14 protein-coding genes and 1 tRNA gene are annotated in these 16,668 nt (G+C 52.9%); 8 read left to right on the top strand and 7 right to left on the bottom strand.

The features are described from left to right. The first annotated feature begins 25 nt into the window (after positions 1 to 25). Positions 26 to 1,849 carry a SulP family inorganic anion transporter gene (locus SH449x_RS10275; RefSeq protein WP_482381251.1) on the top strand — a complete coding sequence of 608 codons (1,824 nt, stop codon included), beginning with the start codon at positions 26 to 28 and terminating at the stop codon, positions 1,847 to 1,849. A 135-nt stretch (positions 1,850 to 1,984) separates the two neighbouring features. Further along, the gene (locus tag SH449x_RS10270) at positions 1,985 to 2,965 is read left to right on the top strand and encodes an SGNH/GDSL hydrolase family protein (RefSeq protein ID WP_482381250.1); all 981 of its coding nucleotides are present in this window, start codon (positions 1,985 to 1,987) and stop codon (positions 2,963 to 2,965) included. A 252-nt stretch (positions 2,966 to 3,217) separates the two neighbouring features. Here the strand turns inward: SH449x_RS10270 and SH449x_RS10265 are convergent, their stop codons facing one another. The 6 genes from SH449x_RS10265 to SH449x_RS10240 all read right to left on the bottom strand — a co-directional run bounded on the left by SH449x_RS10265 (position 3,218) and on the right by SH449x_RS10240 (position 9,891). Beyond that, positions 3,218 to 3,811, bottom strand: coding sequence for a Uma2 family endonuclease (locus tag SH449x_RS10265; RefSeq protein WP_482381249.1), 594 nt, complete (start codon positions 3,809 to 3,811; stop codon positions 3,218 to 3,220). Positions 3,812 to 4,259: 448 nt separating this feature from the next. Continuing rightward, positions 4,260 to 5,654: a serine/threonine-protein kinase gene (locus SH449x_RS10260; protein ID WP_482381248.1), complete on the bottom strand. Its 1,395-nt coding sequence runs from the start codon at positions 5,652 to 5,654 to the stop codon at positions 4,260 to 4,262. A gap of 55 nt (positions 5,655 to 5,709) precedes the next feature. Beyond that, entirely contained in the window at positions 5,710 to 6,408 is a 699-nt protein-coding gene (mtnB, locus tag SH449x_RS10255) for a methylthioribulose 1-phosphate dehydratase (protein WP_482381247.1), read from the bottom strand. 541 nt (positions 6,409 to 6,949) lie between these two features. Next, positions 6,950 to 7,022, bottom strand: a tRNA-Ala gene (locus SH449x_RS10250). Between the two features lie 60 nt (positions 7,023 to 7,082). Continuing rightward, positions 7,083 to 7,832 (bottom strand): PIG-L family deacetylase, encoded by a 750-nt coding sequence (locus tag SH449x_RS10245; protein WP_482381246.1) that lies wholly within the window; start codon positions 7,830 to 7,832, stop codon positions 7,083 to 7,085. 127 nt (positions 7,833 to 7,959) lie between these two features. Beyond that, complete coding sequence (locus SH449x_RS10240; protein ID WP_482381245.1) at positions 7,960 to 9,891, bottom strand: hypothetical protein; 1,932 nt, start codon at positions 9,889 to 9,891, stop codon at positions 7,960 to 7,962. Between the two features lie 230 nt (positions 9,892 to 10,121). On the opposite strand from SH449x_RS10240, the gene SH449x_RS10235 reads away from it, so the two are divergent. The 6 genes from SH449x_RS10235 to SH449x_RS10210 all read left to right on the top strand — a co-directional run bounded on the left by SH449x_RS10235 (position 10,122) and on the right by SH449x_RS10210 (position 15,556). After that, positions 10,122 to 11,003: a YdjY domain-containing protein gene (locus tag SH449x_RS10235; protein WP_482381244.1), complete on the top strand. Its 882-nt coding sequence runs from the start codon at positions 10,122 to 10,124 to the stop codon at positions 11,001 to 11,003. 209 nt (positions 11,004 to 11,212) lie between these two features. Then, positions 11,213 to 12,634 carry a hypothetical protein gene (locus SH449x_RS10230; RefSeq protein ID WP_482381243.1) on the top strand — a complete coding sequence of 474 codons (1,422 nt, stop codon included), beginning with the start codon at positions 11,213 to 11,215 and terminating at the stop codon, positions 12,632 to 12,634. Between the two features lie 72 nt (positions 12,635 to 12,706). Continuing rightward, a complete protein-coding gene (gene rpmA / locus SH449x_RS10225; RefSeq protein WP_482381242.1) occupies positions 12,707 to 12,961 on the top strand; it encodes a 50S ribosomal protein L27 in 255 nt (84 codons plus the stop codon). A gap of 184 nt (positions 12,962 to 13,145) precedes the next feature. Beyond that, positions 13,146 to 14,153: a GTPase ObgE gene (gene obgE, locus SH449x_RS10220; RefSeq protein ID WP_482381241.1), complete on the top strand. Its 1,008-nt coding sequence runs from the start codon at positions 13,146 to 13,148 to the stop codon at positions 14,151 to 14,153. Next, positions 14,150 to 15,013: a type III pantothenate kinase gene (locus SH449x_RS10215; protein ID WP_482381240.1), complete on the top strand. Its 864-nt coding sequence runs from the start codon at positions 14,150 to 14,152 to the stop codon at positions 15,011 to 15,013. Before obgE ends, SH449x_RS10215 begins: the two co-directional genes overlap by 4 nt. Before the next feature lie 21 nt (positions 15,014 to 15,034). Continuing rightward, positions 15,035 to 15,556 (top strand): OsmC family protein, encoded by a 522-nt coding sequence (locus SH449x_RS10210; protein ID WP_482381239.1) that lies wholly within the window; start codon positions 15,035 to 15,037, stop codon positions 15,554 to 15,556. A 77-nt stretch (positions 15,557 to 15,633) separates the two neighbouring features. On the opposite strand, the gene SH449x_RS10205 is transcribed toward SH449x_RS10210, so the two are convergent. After that, complete coding sequence (locus SH449x_RS10205) at positions 15,634 to 16,668, bottom strand: Gfo/Idh/MocA family protein (protein ID WP_482381238.1); 1,035 nt, start codon at positions 16,666 to 16,668, stop codon at positions 15,634 to 15,636.

The raw sequence follows: 16,668 nt of genomic DNA, 5'->3' as shown, positions 1-16,668 counted from the left end.
CTTATTACTCGAATTGTGAAGCGGAATGCCGTCTACGTACTTTGATGCTCTTTGCCAATATGTGCCGGCGATTGAGTCTCTCAAAACCTACAGCCTACAAAGCTTGCGGAAAGATTTCTTTGCCGGGCTGACGGTCGCTGCTGTGGCTGTGCCTCAGGCCATGGCTTACGCATTGATCTTTCATCTGCCAGTGGAAATGGGGCTGTACACGGCTATCGTCATGACGGCAGTCGGGGCACTGCTGGACTCTTCCAAGCAATTGATCAACGGGCCGACAAACGTGATCTCGATCGCCATGTTGAGCGCACTGACGCTGGCGTTTGGTGAGTATTCGAGCCTAACGGCGGAACGCCAACAGGAATGGCAAAACGCGGCGATCATGATGGCGTTAATGATCGGAGCGATCCAAACCGGAATTGCCTTGTTTCGTTTTGGCGATCTCTCTCGGTTCATCTCCCACTCGGTGATTATCGGCTTTACCATCGGTGCATCGATTTTGCTTTTGCTGGGGCAAATCAAATCGGTTTGTGGGTTGAAATCGGTGGGCGATGTTCACGATCATTTTATAGTTCGCTTCTACCGCACCATGACCGAAGGGGGTAGCGTCCATTGGCCGACTCTTGGTATTTCCCTGTTTACCATTGCCACTGTCCTCACAATCAATGCCATCAACAAGCGGCTTCGATGGTCATTACCTGCGTTGTTGCTCGCGTTGGTTGCCTCTGGCACCCTGCTTTGGCTAGTCGATTCCAAGCGAGAGCTGGGAGTCGAGTTGCTCGATCAGGTTCCTCGCAAGCTACCGGCATTTGAAATACCGACCATCGATTGGAATTTGCTGAGAACCTTGTCGAGCAGTGCACTCGCCATTGCCTTCTTGGGGCTTTTGGAAGCCATGGCGATGGCCAAAGCGATTGCCTCCAAGACGGGGCAGAAGCTGGATATGAATCAGCAGTGCTTGAGCGAAGGTGTTGCGAATCTCGTCGGCAGCTTTTTCCGCTGCTTCCCCGGCTCGGGATCGCTGACAAGGTCTTATATTAACCATGCAGCGGGAGCGGTGAGTCAGTGGTCGGGGGTCATAAGTGCCGCCGGGGTTACGGCCACGATTTTGCTTTTTGCACCTCTGGCACAGTATGTCCCGCGTGCGGCTTTGAGTGGCGTCCTGATCCTCACCGCTTCGAGAATGATCGAACCGAGAGCTGTTCTTTATGCCGTGAAAGCGACGCGGTTTGATTTGTTCATCATGGTGGCAACGGCGCTGTCCGCTATCTTCATTTCGATCGAGTTTTGCATTCTGATCGGAGTTGTTCTGTCGTTTGCTTTGTATGTTCCGAGGGCGGCCAAGATTCATGTCAGCGAGTTAACTTTGACGAGCACTCGCATCATTCGGGAAGCAACCAAGAATGATCCTCTGTGTGCCTATGTTCGGATCCTCAACATCGAAGGAGAGATGTTTTTTGGATGCGCGCCGGATCTGGAAAAAAAGATCCGCGAATTTGAAAGCAATTTGCCGGATACGCTCGAGACTGTTGTTTTAAGGCTTAGGCGAGCCAACAATCCCGATGCAGTAGGCATCAAGATCATGGAAGATTTTGTATTGAGAATGAAGTCTCGAGGCGTCACGCTGGTCTTTTCCGGTGTTCAATCCAACATGGCGGAAGTCATGCGAAACGTCGGGCTCGACTTGCTGGTTGGCAAAGACAACATCTTCCGCGAGGAAGCCGAGGTATGGGCTAGCACCTTTAATGCAGTCAAGAAGGCCTACGTCAAGATTGGCGACAAGCGATGCGAGCATTGCCCCAATCGAGGCATAGCGACCGAGCAGCGTAGCGATTGGTCGTATATGATTTAGTCGCGGATCGAGTAACCTAAATCGGCCGACTGCCCGGACGGAGCATATTGATTTCGGTTATACTCAATGCTGGCGATAGATTCCTTCATGTTGCTCAGAAATGCCTCTACCTCTCAAACGAAATGGACCCCGCTTATGTGTGGCCTTCGGCTTTGCAAATCCACTGGCAGATTCCTAATTATTTGCCTGACGATAGCTGCCTTTTTGTCCTCTATGGGGCAAGGTAACCAGCCCCCATCTGATGGCACGATTCTCTTCCTGGGTGATAGCATCACCTACGCTGGAGAGTACGTGAATCACCTCGAGACCGCTTGGAGGATTCATCATCCTGGTCGCGAGGCCCGATTTGTTAATGCAGGGTTGCCCAGTGAAACCGTATCCGGCCTATCGGAGCCAGGCCACGCTGGAGGAGCGTTCCCACGCCCCGACTTGCACGAACGACTAGCTAGAGTTCTGGACGAGATTCGACCGACAACCGTCGTGGCATGCTACGGCATGAACGATGGTATCTATTACCCGTTAAGTGAGGCTCGGTTTCAAGCCTATCAGCAAGGGATCCAAAAATTGATCGAGCAAACGAAGGCTCGCGAAATCAAGCTGATCCTAATGACGCCGGCATTCTTCGATAATCACCCCATCCGTGCTCGATTGCTCCCAGCAGGTTTGGACAGTTATCCTCAACCCTTTATAGGATACGATGATGTATTGGAGACGTATGCGACCTGGCTGCTTTCTCGTCAAACAGAAGAACTCCTGGTCATTGATATTCACGCAGCTATGAAACGGGCTGTTCTCGCAAGACGCAAAGACGATCCGAACTTCACATTCGCGTCCGACGGTGTGCATCCGAATTCGGATGGCCATCAAGTTATCGCGCAGGCAATCGCCAAGGCATGGGGCTTGCCGGTCGAACTGCTCCATGCAAAGGATGATTCGGTTCGTGCTAAGCTGTATGAGCTAGTATCTAAGCGGCAACATATCCTCAAGCACGCTTGGCTCACCAAGACAAAACACACCAGACCAGGTATCGAAATAGGCCTACCCATGGATCAAGTAGAGGCGAAGGTGAAGACCATAGAAGTATCGATTGCTAACCTATTGGTGGCAGACCGATGACTATCCGGCTAACATCGCCAAACGCTAAATCCACCTCTTTCAAACTTGAATCTTTTCTCAGTATCGGTGGTCGTTGATGCAAATGCCTAGCCCAGCAAACCATCGAATGTAAAACGCACCTAGTTCTTGATTCGGAATACGTTAGAGCATGTACCTGGCCAGTTTCTCTCGAACCGAATCGGCATCAAACGTGACACGGGCATACAGGATCTTGGCCTCGATTCCTTCGTAGATTTCTCTCTCTAGGAATACTTAACCTAGGATGTCACTCGCTGATACGGTTCCTACAAATTGATCTGCAATACACACAGGGACTTGTTTATCCAGCTTGAATATCTGATGTTTCGAATAGGTAGAGCGAGCATCGGGCGTTGTCGGCTGGCTCATCACCTCGATGCATCGGTCTATCAAATTGACCAGCCAGTAGGTGGGGATTTTTGCTTCGGCGTAGAGTTCTGCTTTGTAGCGATCTGTAACCAAGGAGGTATCCGCCACCTCGACGACCAGCTCAACTTCGTGACCCAGCGGATGCCGATCAGCATAATCTTCCAATCGACCACGCACGATCGCTACATCGGGCTCTGGTTCGCTATTTGCGAGTGTGATGGGCTCTTGATTCTGGACATGCCAGCCCAAAGGACAAAGTTCGGAAAGAAGCAAATCACATTTTCGCGTAGCGAGTCGGTGCGGAGGATTCTTGGGCATTTTTTCAACGACCACTCCCTCTAATAGTTCTACTGCATCATGCTCTGAAAATGCGCCAGCCTGGACCAACTCGTGATATCGCAAGACGGATAAGCGAACGGGTTGAAAAGGAAGGGTTTTAGGAAGCTCTATTGATGACATCCTGCAGGTCCATAATTCGTCATTAAGGTCTAGCTGCTAAGCAAACAAAATAACTGCACTACCGACTTGCATTGTAGATGACTATCAGTCAGAAGCAACAGGATTGGAGCGGTAGGACTGGCGATCGTGTCTTTAGCGAGGAGCCGAACGATCAATCCTTTTCCCTCGGGCCGTTCTGCTATCACCGTTCACCGCCTTATAGGCCTTGAACGGTGGCAGAGATCCTGAGTTTATTTGTAATAGTCCACTTTCTTTCGTGCTACGGCTACACTGACCTTGTGTCAGCGGACCGATGACTCGTTGGCTGGGGGAATCGCCGACGTCCCGGTTCATCGCTGGGTGGCCGATGAGTCATGCTCCCATCGAGTGAACTCGGCGACGAGCCGAAGGGCTGATGGGGGCGAGGGGGATCCAGTGAGTTGCCTAAAGAATTCACTGGGCCGATCGGCTAACTGCGCGTGGCGAGCAAATAGCCGATTATGGCACCGATCAGCAAGGCGGGGGGAACTAGTGCGGCTGCGGTTAAGGCGATGGTTATCCCGACCGAATAACTGTCCCGATTGACGGACTCAGTTCTTTGCGATAACCCTCCAAACGATGCGCTGTCCGCCGGAGGAGGGGGGCTTACCGCACGCCTCACTGCACTCGTCTCCGATGTTCCTGTGTTGGAAAGCCCACCGTTCGAAAGACTCGTGTCTTGCAATAGAGTTCCATTGTCGAGCGCAAGATCATCGCTGGGCAAAGGCTCAAGCTCGGAAACAGGGGGCGGTGGTGATGCCCAAGGACTGCGGGTCATGGTGGGATAACTGAAAAGATCAGGTGCATCCTCTGTCCATGGCTCTAGCCTTAACGCGACCTCGGCGCATGTCGCCATCCTCTTGGTAATGTCTTTCTCCATCATCTCGGCAATGATGTCAACGAACTCGTCTTGCAACCCGGCGGCGAAACGACGTGGGTGCATCGGGGTCTCCTCGAGATGACGCCTGATCTTGGACGCTGTATCACCACCTGGAAAGGGGACCTTGCCACACACTGCATAGTAAAGAGTGCAGCCCAATGAATACACGTCGCTGGCCGCCCCAACATGGAGCGGCGTCTTGATCTGCTCAGGGGACAAGTAATCAGCCGTTCCAACAATCTTGCCTGCTCGAGGGTCATCGATCAACTCGGAGGTAAAACCTGCCAAGCCAACATCAGACACCTTAGCAAACCAATCAGGGGTCACCAAAATGTTTCCAGGTTTTACATCTCGATGCACCAAACCTTGCTGATGCGCGTAATTCAATCCCAAGGCCGCTTGTCTGATGATCTTGGCCGCTCGCTCTTGGCTCAGCGGCCCCTCCGACTTGACGAGCCTACGCAGATCCATGCCCGGCACATATTCGGTAACTAGATAGTGCACACTACCGTCTTGGCCTGCGTCGTAAGCACGAACGAGATACTCGCAGTCGAGTTTGGCCTGGAGTCGGATCTCGCGAATAAACCCATCACGGGCTTCTTGTGTTGCTTTGGCTAGCGGAAGCACCTTCACGGCACACTCACGACCCATGACTTGATGGACTGCTTTAAAGACCATTCCCATCCCGCCTTGCCCGATGAAGTCCGTGATAACGTACGGACCCAAGTTCAATTTACTGCGGCCTTCGAACAACTTGTCCGCTTGGTACTCCGTGACGGCTCCCTGATCCAACAAGATTTCGCGCAACAGCCAATCTTCGTCGACGGTCGTTCTCGTGTTGGACTCTACGGTCAGTCGATGTCGTAAAAGTCTGAGGCAATAATCCCACTGCGTTGGAGGCACGACACCGCTGGCTAAGACCGCTCGCTTGAACTTGCTTTCCATGCGTCAGACCTCTTCATGGTCCCAGTGAATGTGGCCCCTTTGAAACGGGCCAGACTTAGAGCTTGGTCTTTCGGCCAATGCACTCCAAAAGAAACTCGATGACCTCCATGTGCCGAACGGCGGACGGGAGATCCTTGCCCCAAGTATACAGTCCGTGTTGTCGAATGAGGTACCCGACGCAAAGCTGGTTTGGATTGGCGTCGAGGTATGCTGATACTTCGGATGCGAGTGCGGGGATATCTTGGGTGTTATCGAAAATCGGCAGCCAGAAAGTCGTCTCGTGGGTTGTAACACCTTCGAGCCCCTTGAGCATCTCAAAGCCCTCGATCCGGAGCCCTCGCAACGAAAAATAGTGCTCCGAGAGAATGGTGGACCATACGGAATGCGTGTGCAGTACTGCTCCCGCTTGGCATTTTTTTACCGCCAAACAATGCAGCAGTGTTTCGGCACTGCTTTTGGGTTGGTCAGGCAAAGTTGGAGTTCCCGCTTCATCGACTAGCACGAAATCGCCTGCTTGCAGGTGCCCTTTATCCTTGCCACTGGCTGTCAGGAGAAGTGTGAGGGGCTCTTTTTCGACTAGCACGCTGTAATTGCTCGAGGTCCCCAGAGACCAACCTCGCGACCAGAATTGGTGTCCAGCTTGTCTCAAACCGGCGACTGCATCGGCGTAGTTCTTCAAATGCTCGGGAATCGCGGGATCCGAAGATGTCAACGCGTTAGCGTGTGAAGATAGCAGAGACTCAGAAGAATTCACTCGATATTCCAATCGACTTAGGAGTCACAAATAGGACCGGCAGGATTCGAACCTGCAACCAAGGGATTATGCTTACCGACTACGACTTTCGTCGCCCCTTTCGGGTTTGTGGTCTGGACCATACCTTCACCGTGGAAGCGGGCTTATCGTACTAAGCCCCTTTTCCTCCAGTGTCTGCCGTCTGGCCTCTACACCTTCCGCAATACGAACTAGAGCGAAATCGATCGCCCTGTTCCCTTGCAGCTTGGCTCGGGATTAGCATGAAGCCATAACGCATACAGCTCCGAAGCCTTCCCCGAGTTTGACAGATTCTACTAACGGAATTGTTGTTGCACCGCCGCGATCATTCCGCACATAAAAAGCCGATTGGCAGCGTATGTGCAGTGATCCCGTCATCGGGAATCGAACCATACCGAGAGCAACCCATTTGGAAACCGCCATATCGACTCCACGAGATCTCTCGCATCGAATCGACTTAGGCCATCCCGCTTAAGTCCCCTGCTCTAACCGTTGAGCTACGGTCCCGTGTTTTAACTGGGAGTGGAGAATAGGGGACTTGAACCCCTGACCTCTTGCATGCCATGCAAGCGCTCTCCCAACTGAGCTAATTCCCCAGCATTCTGGGCACCGCCCAGTCACTAGTTCGATGAGGGTATCCCAGGCCGGTTTGGTTGTCAAGCCAACTGAATATCCATGGCCTGGCCGAGGTTGCTGGTGCCGATCGGCCGGACGGAGGACAGCACCTCACCGGCACGAACTCCAATGGCCGCCCCCGCCGCCATTGCTAACGCTCGGACCCGTTCGAACACGTAGGCTTTCTCTGGCGGAAACTGCGTTTTGTAGCACGCTATGCTAGCCATTTTTCGCTCGAGCTGCTCGGAAACGTCGGCTGTGATAAAGTTCTCTCCACCAAACTGCGGCTCGAATTGCAATCGATAGTAAAGCTGCTTTGTAATCGCATGAACGGGCAGCCCCGAAAAATGCTCGTCCCACTTCGTCAACCGGGAGTAAAAAACGGCCGCATCGGTAATCTGAACCGCTTGGAAGTGGTCGGGAGATGCGAGCGGGGTCTTGCCGCCCAAGCCGATGACCATTTTCGGTTTGTAACGCCGAAATTCCGTCGCCAAGGCCACACGCTCTTCAAAGCCATCCATCAAGCGGCGATTGGTCAGCGGCAGGATTTTACGCAAATGAACTTGGAGGATTTCCCCGGCCTGTCTCGCTTCCTCCAAGCGAACGTGAGGCCCTGGGCTATTGGGGGTTGGTTCTCCGTCTGTCAAATCGATGATTCCCACTCGATAGCCATGATCCACCAGGGAGGCTACGGTTCCGCCGACACCGATTTCTACATCGTCGGGGTGGGCTCCGACAACTATAACGTCGAGCTCCTTGGCTCGGTCGATTAGCGTAATCGCTTCATTCATGTTTCGCTTCCTTTACGATGCTTGGGCAACTACCTAACAATCCTTATTTCCACAGCCATTTGTATACCGTCGCAAAAAGCGACTCCCTGCTCGCTTCGCATCGCACGTTACCGTACGGCTTGCGCCCTTACGCTTGAGATTCGTCCTGCGAGACTTCTATCATGGCTTCAAACTGTCCATCCGAGGGAGAAAAACGTCCCGCATAAAATTCGTTGTTCAGATGGAGTCCCATAACCGTACGGCGGGTGCACGGCGTTAAGGAGCGATAAAAGACCCAATGCTCCTGATTGATTTGCAATCGATACGCTTCCGCGACTTCTCGAGGCTGAATTCTCAAGTCCTCTGCAACGGTCAGTTGCCGCCAAGTGTAGGCTAGCGGCTTGTTCAGCTTTTTCAGTGCGAAAACCATAGGGGCATAGATTCGATTGCCAACGATCTGGGATGTCATTTCGAGTTTGTCCCCGATCTGCCGAATCGATGCATTGGATTTCGCTCGCTTCCATTCGGGCAAGGAAACGGGTAGCAACAGCGCGACGGTGTCCGATTCTTTGTCGGCCCGGTCTCTGGTCAATCGGCATTCGGTCGTCTCTGAGTCCTGCTTTAGTGAGAGCCCGTCAACCAAATCCAACGTGGACCTCATCTTCCAGTTTCCGTTGGTGTTGGCCATTAGAGCATCTGCCGTGAAGAACATACCCTCGTTCCGCATCAACATGATCTGTCGCTGCACTTTGCAAACATCATCGATGGAACACTCGAGCTCCAAGTAGTCCACATCGTCGTCGCTAAACCAACAGACTTCTTCCCAAGAGTTCTCGATCGTTAATTCCTTGCCATCCTTTTCAATGCCGAGATCCCAATCACCCGAAAAGATACGAGATCCATCCTCACCCAGCATATCAAGCCAGATCACATCCGAAGAGAAATCGAGAGCCGCTCGATTTCCTTTTTCTCGCCAAGTGCGACGCATCGTGACGATCGAGGTCTGATCGCAATAGTGGCTCGGCTTCCACATAATGGAGTCGTTCGTCTCATCCTTGCACAGTCTAGCGGGTCTCTCACCAAGTCCTTTACCGACCTGAGCAGGCAACGCACAAGCCATCGTGGTCGTGAGCTTTTTCGTTTGCTCGGCCAGTTCATAGGCTGATAACCAAAAGCTGGCGTCAAAACGAGTATCAGCTTCATCGAATAAAAGTTGCGAACCGTTAACATCCGTGAGAGACACGGCGTGCAGTATCAGCTTGGAGAGTGCTTTTCGTTGTGGCGGATACCATTTTCGAGCTCCCACTTCGTTCGCCGACCAACGGCTTCGAACCAGCGAACCGATAATCGCCCGCAGGTCCAAGCCACCGCGCTGGAGAACATGATTGGGTGACTCGGCGGACTCTTCTAGCAACTCTGCGATACGATTCAGCGAGTCACTTACGATGCGATCCTTACCACCGAGATGAGACAATTGCCTCGCGAGAGCAAGCGGAATCTCGCAGCTCCAGATCAGCCATGGAAACAGGCCTTCTTCAGGAGGTTGGCTCCAGGCTCGATCAACTTGGGTCATGATCGACTGCAACACATCGATCCACATACCGGGAGGGATATCTCTGCCGACGTTGGGCAGTGCGTGAATCCAGCCGGCACTCAGCAATGCAACATAGGGATCGTAGCTCGCCTTGGGGAGTTGCTTAGAGATCCATACACCCACGCTTTTTGCGGTGGCGACCTGGGTTGGATTCAATGGGTCGCCGGACGTTTTGGTCTGGCCTGTTTTGCGACGTCGATAGTGTGTTCCGAACGCGTGGACGAAATCTTGCAGCTTCGACAATCCCTCATCTGAGGTCGTTTCCCATGCACCGACACCCCAGTTCAATGCGTTGACGTAGGATTCTACAGTCCTGCGGTGCTTGGTCAGCTTTTGTTCTCGGGCATCTATAGGCAACGACGCTTGCAGGAGCGCGACGCTTTCATCGCACAACTGCTTGAGCCACATCTCCGCAGTAATTTCGCTGCTACCTGCGGTTTGATGCTTGCGATGTCGCGCACGTTGTTTGGGTTTCACCCAGTCCATAGGTCACTCGTCCCGAATTCGAAAAATGATAAGATGTCGAGAGCCAATTGTTGTTGCAGAATTTCAAGATGCAAGCTTCCGGGGCGGGAATCTGGCAACTGTTTCCTAAATCGCAAAAATTGCACTTTGGGGTGTAGACAACGACTACAATTGATGCTTCATACGACTAGCCCATTATTTTGGTCGCAAATCGACCATGCTTGCTGTTGTTGCTTAGAGGAATTTTTGCCATGCGCACAATTTGGATTCGGATGCTGTTTTGTATGACGTCCGTCTGTCTTGGAGTAGCAGGGGGGTGTCAAGCATTGGCCCAATCCGACGATGGCGACGCGTGGCTTTCCCCGGCGGAGTTGCGGGCGAAGGTCAACAAAGCCTTCGGCCCTCCCAAAGAATCGCGGGCCTTGCACCCAAATGATCGAATTTGGATCCACAAAGACCAGCAAGCGGTGATCGCCGATGGTTTTATCGCTCAGCAAAAAGCTCCGCTGGAGATGTTCGCTTGCCCGGCAGGTACCAAAGAGCACGAGTCTGTGGTCGCCATCTTTGCGCGATCCCGCTTTGTGCATGCAGGTTTGCTAGCGGTTGGGGGGAAGCCTGGATCGCCTGCAAAGTTCGAACCCTTTAAGCCGGCCACTGGAACAACGGTTCGGATCTATGCTCTTTGGTTCGATGAAAAGGGGGAAAAGCAGTCTACGATCGCCCAAAAGTGGGTCCGAAAAATGGGAACCAAGGAGAATCTGACTTCCGACTGGGTCTTTGCCGGGAGCGGGGAGTATGTCGATGAAACCACAAAGGAGCGGCACTATTTGGCCGATAGCGGCGAGCTGGTCTGCGTCGCAAATTTTGGCACGTCGACTCTGGACCTTGTGGTGCGCAGCGACCAGGGGAATGACATTCTCTCCTTCGACGCTTACACAGATCGCATTCCAAAGCGGAACACACCTGTGCGGCTAGTCTTTTTGCTCAGCAGCGACAAACCGCACGGAGGAGACGGCGACGACGCCAAAGTAGAGCCGGAGTTTTTGAGCCAGCAGACTCCGGACTTTGTCCTCGAATGGCTGGAAGCTCCCGCCAAATCGAGCAAGGAACTAAAGCCAGAATCACCCAAATAAGGTAATGGCATCTGAAGGGCCCGCCACCCCTTGCGACCGACACTCGCGACCGGCACCGTCCCCAATTCGGGATTCTCGCACAGGTTTTCGTTTCCTGCTGAACTTGTTCCGAATTATACTGCCGAGCAGGTTTCCTTTGCGTTTACTGGCTCTCCGGGAGCTATTATGGGCATAGGATGGTTTTGTAGTCGTTAGGGGTCCAAGGCTCGATGAACGTGAAATCCATGGTCTTTCGCTGCTTTTTTCTGTTTTTACTGGGATGTGGGGTGTCGGCATTTGCTCAACAACCCAGCGAAAGCGGCGCGCTCGATCTCGGCTTGTCTGGTCAAGATGAAGGAGGCTTGGGGCCTCGAAAGCTTGCACCGGGGGTCCTGACAGTTGTCCCCGCCACCTTCGACGCCCAGGATACGGCTCTGGGGCCGTACGACCTAGAATTGCTGAGTCGATTTCCTGAGTTAGCTTGGGGCGAGCCAAACTTCCCCGAAGGCAAGCCGAACTTTGCATCTTCGGAGGAAACCCTCTATCAACTCTCTCGTGGCGTAACGCTGCGCCCCAAGCGGGTTTGGTCGCTCGATTTCGCGTTTAAGCCCGTCCGCAGCATCGCGGTTGAGATCCCCAATGCCCAGGGAGAACTGCAAAAGCGAATCGCCTACTACATGGTTTATTCCGTTCGCAACCCGGGCAAGGGGGTACGGTCCGAGGCCAGCGATGCGAACGCGGAGGTTCGAATCGTTGATCTGCCCGCCGCCCCGATTCGGACTCTACTGAGATTTCAGATCGTGAGCAAGGAGCGTGGCTTTATGCAGGACTCCTCGATTGAGCCTATCGCGAAAACATTTATAGAAGCCAAGGAACGTGTCGGCCAGCCGTTGCTCGACCCGATCGAAATGAGTCAGGTTCAGATTCCTGCGGATGGAACGCCCGTTTGGGGGGTTGCCATTTGGATGGATGTCGATCCCAAGGCAGACTTTTTTGCGGTCGACGTGCGAGGCCTCACTAGTGCCTATCGAATTCGGGTCGACGAGGATGCCAAGGCCAATTTTGATCGCAAAACGCTCCGTATTTACCACTGGCGAGCGGGTGATGATCTCGAACCAGAAAAGCATCGGATTCGTCTGGGGCTGCCACCCTACGTCGGACCGGACCGACTGGAAGTTGCGTATACTTTCAATGATCGGGAAGAAGTGCTATCGGAGATCACAGCTATCGAAATGCGTCTAGCCAAGCTTTCGGAAGAAAAAATCGACACGGAAATGCTTGCAAATACTCTGCGAAACGCGAGTCCAGAGGAGCTTGAAACGGCATTTTCTGTCGCGAAGGTATTCGCTGGTGAGGCAATGCGGATTTTGCCTGACGACAGTGGTTCCGGGCCTGTTTTGCAAGAAATGGTCGAAGAAACGGAGAGAGCGTTACTGTCCGCTGCCGAAAACCGAGATGCCTATCGAGCAGCCGTCTCCCTAATTCCTCGGATTGCAGACACATCGGAAAAACTAATTCGGTCGGTTTTGTCGGTAAGGCTCTTATATTTGAGGGACTTAGCATCCGAACTTAATAAGACACTGCGAATGAAAGATACGCTCGACAAATTCAATCTCGAAGGACGACTTGATTATCAGTGGGTCTATCGCTAAACTTTTCTGCCCCGAGCGGCAGTAGTTTCGCGGGTTTTTTCAAATAACTATCGATTTTGGCTTAGGATTCAAATGGCACACAAAAAGGGTCAGGGCTCCACGCGAAACGGACGTGATTCGAATGCGCAGCGTCTTGGGGTGAAAAAGTTTGGTGGCGAAAAGGTTTTCCCGGGTAATATTTTGATTCGCCAAAAGGGAACAAAGTGGCATCCAGGTCGCAATGTCGGCATCGGCAACGATTACACTATTTTCGCTTTGGTCGAAGGCAATGTTTACTTCGACCGTGAAGGACGACGTATCAACGTCAAGGTCGCCGAGGCGTCCTAGAAAAGTCGCTCCCTTCCTGGAGCGGGCCTTAGTCATAGCTCGCTAGCTACGACCGGCTAAGACTGCCGACGTACCGAATTCGGGGCGGTCGAAATCACAAAGTGTTAGTTTTTACTTGATAAACCCGGGGCTGGTGCGAGGTTTGACTCGCTGCCGCTTCGGGTTCTTGTTTTGGAATAAGAGTATGTTCGTTGACCGCGTCGAGATTGAAGTTATTGCAGGTGACGGCGGTAACGGCTGTATGGCGTTTCGTCGGGAAAAGCACGTACCGCGCGGAGGGCCTTATGGCGGCGATGGCGGTGACGGGGGCAGCGTGCTCATTCGCGCCAAGAGTGGTGTCAACTCATTGACGGAATTTGCGCACCAACGCCATTGGCGAGCTTCTCCGGGAGGGCCCGGGTTGGGTTCCAATTGCCACGGCAAAAATGGTGCAGACATGGTGCTGAACGTCCCCCCTGGCACCGTGCTCATCGATCGAGATTCTGGAGTCGTGATCCGAGATCTGGTTCAGGAAGGTGACGAAATTGTCATCGCTCGCGGTGGACGAGGCGGTTGGGGTAACACTCACTTTAAGTCGTCTACTAATCAAGCGCCACGAGATACAACCGATGGCGGCAAAGGGGAGCGGCGTCGCATCATCTTAGAGCTCAAATCGATCGCAGATGTTGGTTTGATCGGAATGCCCAATGCAGGCAAGAGTACCGTTCTCAGCCGACTGTCCCGCGCTCGGCCCGAAATCGCAAACTACCCATTCACAACAAAGTTTCCGAACCTGGGCTTGGTCTCGGTCGACATTGACCGCACCTTCGTTCTGGCAGACATTCCCGGTCTAATCGAGGGAGCAGCGCAAGGTCACGGGCTAGGGCACGATTTTTTGCGGCACATTATGCGTGCTGGGATTTTGGTCCATCTGGTCGAACCAACACCGATGGATGAGTCAGATCCTATTCAAAACTATCAAGCGATCCGGAGCGAGCTTGCTGAGTACAGTGAAGAGCTCGCAGCGAGACCAGAGATTCTGGTGGTGACCAAGGCTGAATTGCCTGGGGCTGAGGATGTACACAAGCAACTCGTGGAACTCACGGGGCGAGACGATGTTCTGCTCGTAAGCGCTGTGACCGGTGTTGGTCTCAACAAGCTCGTGACTCGAATTGCAGAGTGTTTGAAGGCTAGGGAACCCGCGCAGGCATGATTCTGGTCGATATTGGGAATAGCGGCCTAAGAGCGATTCGCTTTCAACCAAACGCACCGTCTTCGACGGAAACCGTCTGGAAACTATCCTGGCCAGCAAGCTTTTCCGTGCAGGGCAAGCACAAACCACAGCAACAGCCACTGGCCAATCAAAGGTGGTGTGACCAGGACGATCTAGAAGCATTTCGATGGCTCGTAAATTCGATTGGCAGCAATCAATCGGACTCATGGATGATCTCGTCGGTCAAGCAGTCCGCCATGGATCTACTGAGAGTCGCTGTGGGCAAAGAAGGCGATGATCATTCGTTTCGCAAGATTGTTTACTCCGATTTGCCCATGCAGTTAGACGTGGATGCCCCCGATCGAGTCGGCATGGATCGACTGCTTTCCAGTTGGGAAGCATGGCATGTGGTAAACGAATCAACGTCAGGTAACGCAGTCATCACCGTTCAAGCCGGGACTGCGGTCACGGTGGATTACGTGAGTGGTGACGGAGTCTATCGCGGTGGTGCGATCATGCCAGGCCTGGGGCTATCGTTGCAGTTGCTGGCAGCTGGTACCGAGCAGCTGCCTTGGCTCGCAAATGGAATTGTAAGCCATCAGGATCCACTACTACCTGGAAAGAATACTGCCCAAGCGATTGCCTCAGGGGTTCACGCTAGTCTAGCTGGCGGAACCAGCTTTCTTGTGGAACGCTACAGGCAGGAACTGAACGATTCTGGAATTCCGGTTGTCGTAACAGGTGGTGACGCCGATGTATTGCAAAAACACGTTAACCCGCCATGCCAAAAAATGGATCACATGGTGTTGCGTGGACTGAAACGCCTTTACCTCAATTCTTTAGCACAACCTCCGCTCTGATAACGCAAGAAAGTTGTTGAGATGAATTTAGAAGAACTCCGAGCTAAACAGTTACCCATCAAGGAAAGCTACAAGGTGTCGCCAGAACAAGCCTTGGTCGAACTCAAGGCTACTGGCCGAGTCGTAGTGGATGGGCAGCAGTGCACGCTTCGCACTCATGCTGGCGAGACGGTTGCAGGCTTACACGTCGCGGCTGGCGGCACAGGTCTAGATGCCTGCTCGGGCGAGATGCTACTCGAGGCATTGGTGGCGTGCGCCGGAGTCACTTTCTCAGCCGTAGCAACCAATATGTCGCTGGAGATTGACTCGTGTGAGATTACAGCGGTCGGGAAAATGGATTTTCGCGGCACGCTAGGAGTCGATCGAACGGCTCCTGTGGGGTTAACGGAATTGCAGTTGTCGTTTGATGTGCGATCCAAGGCGCCAGCCGACGCGCTGGCCAAGCTTGTTCAATTGACTGAACGCTACTGCGTGATTTATCAAACGCTGAAAGCTGGCATCGGTTCGATCAAAGAGCCGGTCATAAACCTAAAGTCTGAATAGGACTCAAGGTGGCCAGGAGCGACCATTCTGCGATGGATCCCGCTTGCAGTCTGGCAACGCTTCAGTGCAACGCAGTCTTATTTGAGCCAAGGTTTGATCAACTCGTTAGCTTGAAGCTCGGCTTTGGAATAGACATCGGAGAGTTTGACAGGCGTTCCACCCAGACGTTTTGATTCGTCAGCCGCTTCCATAAACGTAAACATTTCGATGGATTCGCCATGATCAACGCCGCCGGTGCGATCATGAAAAAACTGTGCAATTTGATTCACGAGTGGGCCGTATCCTTCGTACTTGCCCCCAACCTCGATGGCCTGCTTGCCAAAGACGACCAGCCCGTATCCTGATGCACCTGCTCGCAGGCCACGAAAATCTCCGATACGTCCGTCGTTCCATACTCCGACCGCGACATCGGTATCAGGAGTCGCGATGCGCGTCACGGTTTCGCAACCTTTCCCCATAGCTGTATAGAGAACCTCCACACCGTGAACACCATACCAGTACAGATCGGGATGAGTTGCTTCGAGCGAGCATGGGCCCCAAGACGTGGCGCCGATCACCGTTCCTTGTCGACTCAGATCCTCGCGATATCGGATCATTTCCGGTGAAAATCGAAGCGAAGAACTTGTAAACCATGCTGCATTGTAATGATCCCCAAGTTTTTTGATGGCAATGCATTCCGCTAGCGTTCCACCTAGTGGCTTATCGATGAATACTGGTTTACCAGCCTTGAATACCGGTGCCACCTGCTCAAGGTGTTTTCGTCCGTCGACACTGAGTAGTAACACCGCATCAATCTCTGGCAGCATGCTGTCGATGCTATCAACGATTTTGATTCCCATGTTGGAAAGCTCGTTCGTATACCCTGGCACGCGACTATGGCTTTGTTCAATGTCGTGGCTGCCTCCAGGAAAGGCGTGCGTCACAATCTGGTTTGCGAGAAGGCCTGTGGCATTGTCGGAGTTAAAAAGTTTAGCGAAGGCTGGGGCATGAGATGTATCCAGACCGATGACGCCGATCCGCAGAGGAGTTTGGGAGTACATGGTTGCAGTAAGCTTCAGGAAAACGACGGCTAGCAGAAACGCACGCCTAACAATTACAGAATGATTGGCCAT

This window comes from Brakhagea baltica, from assembly GCF_052161605.1.
GTDB lineage: Bacteria > Planctomycetota > Planctomycetia > Pirellulales > Pirellulaceae > JBKCUI01.
Note: the sequence above shows the minus strand (reverse complement) of the source record. Positions and strands in the feature narration are given on the sequence as shown.

Excerpts from the sequence above, each read along its gene's own strand:
- SH449x_RS10260 (WP_482381248.1), bottom strand. The coding sequence starts at position 5,654 with ATGGAAAGCAAGTTCAAGCGAGCGGTCTTAGCCAGCGGTGTCGTGCCT.
- SH449x_RS10215 (WP_482381240.1), top strand. The coding sequence starts at position 14,150 with ATGATTCTGGTCGATATTGGGAATAGCGGCCTAAGAGCGATTCGCTTT.
- SH449x_RS10240 (WP_482381245.1), bottom strand. The coding sequence starts at position 9,891 with ATGGACTGGGTGAAACCCAAACAACGTGCGCGACATCGCAAGCATCAA.
- rpmA (WP_482381242.1), top strand. The coding sequence starts at position 12,707 with ATGGCACACAAAAAGGGTCAGGGCTCCACGCGAAACGGACGTGATTCG.
- SH449x_RS10235 (WP_482381244.1), top strand. The coding sequence starts at position 10,122 with ATGCGCACAATTTGGATTCGGATGCTGTTTTGTATGACGTCCGTCTGT.
- SH449x_RS10265 (WP_482381249.1), bottom strand. The coding sequence starts at position 3,811 with ATGTCATCAATAGAGCTTCCTAAAACCCTTCCTTTTCAACCCGTTCGC.
- SH449x_RS10210 (WP_482381239.1), top strand. The coding sequence starts at position 15,035 with ATGAATTTAGAAGAACTCCGAGCTAAACAGTTACCCATCAAGGAAAGC.
- obgE (WP_482381241.1), top strand. The coding sequence starts at position 13,146 with ATGTTCGTTGACCGCGTCGAGATTGAAGTTATTGCAGGTGACGGCGGT.
- SH449x_RS10245 (WP_482381246.1), bottom strand. The coding sequence starts at position 7,832 with ATGAATGAAGCGATTACGCTAATCGACCGAGCCAAGGAGCTCGACGTT.
- SH449x_RS10275 (WP_482381251.1), top strand. The coding sequence starts at position 26 with ATGCCGTCTACGTACTTTGATGCTCTTTGCCAATATGTGCCGGCGATT.
- SH449x_RS10230 (WP_482381243.1), top strand. The coding sequence starts at position 11,213 with ATGAACGTGAAATCCATGGTCTTTCGCTGCTTTTTTCTGTTTTTACTG.
- SH449x_RS10270 (WP_482381250.1), top strand. The coding sequence starts at position 1,985 with ATGTGTGGCCTTCGGCTTTGCAAATCCACTGGCAGATTCCTAATTATT.
- SH449x_RS10205 (WP_482381238.1), bottom strand. The coding sequence starts at position 16,668 with ATGGCCAATCATTCTGTAATTGTTAGGCGTGCGTTTCTGCTAGCCGTC.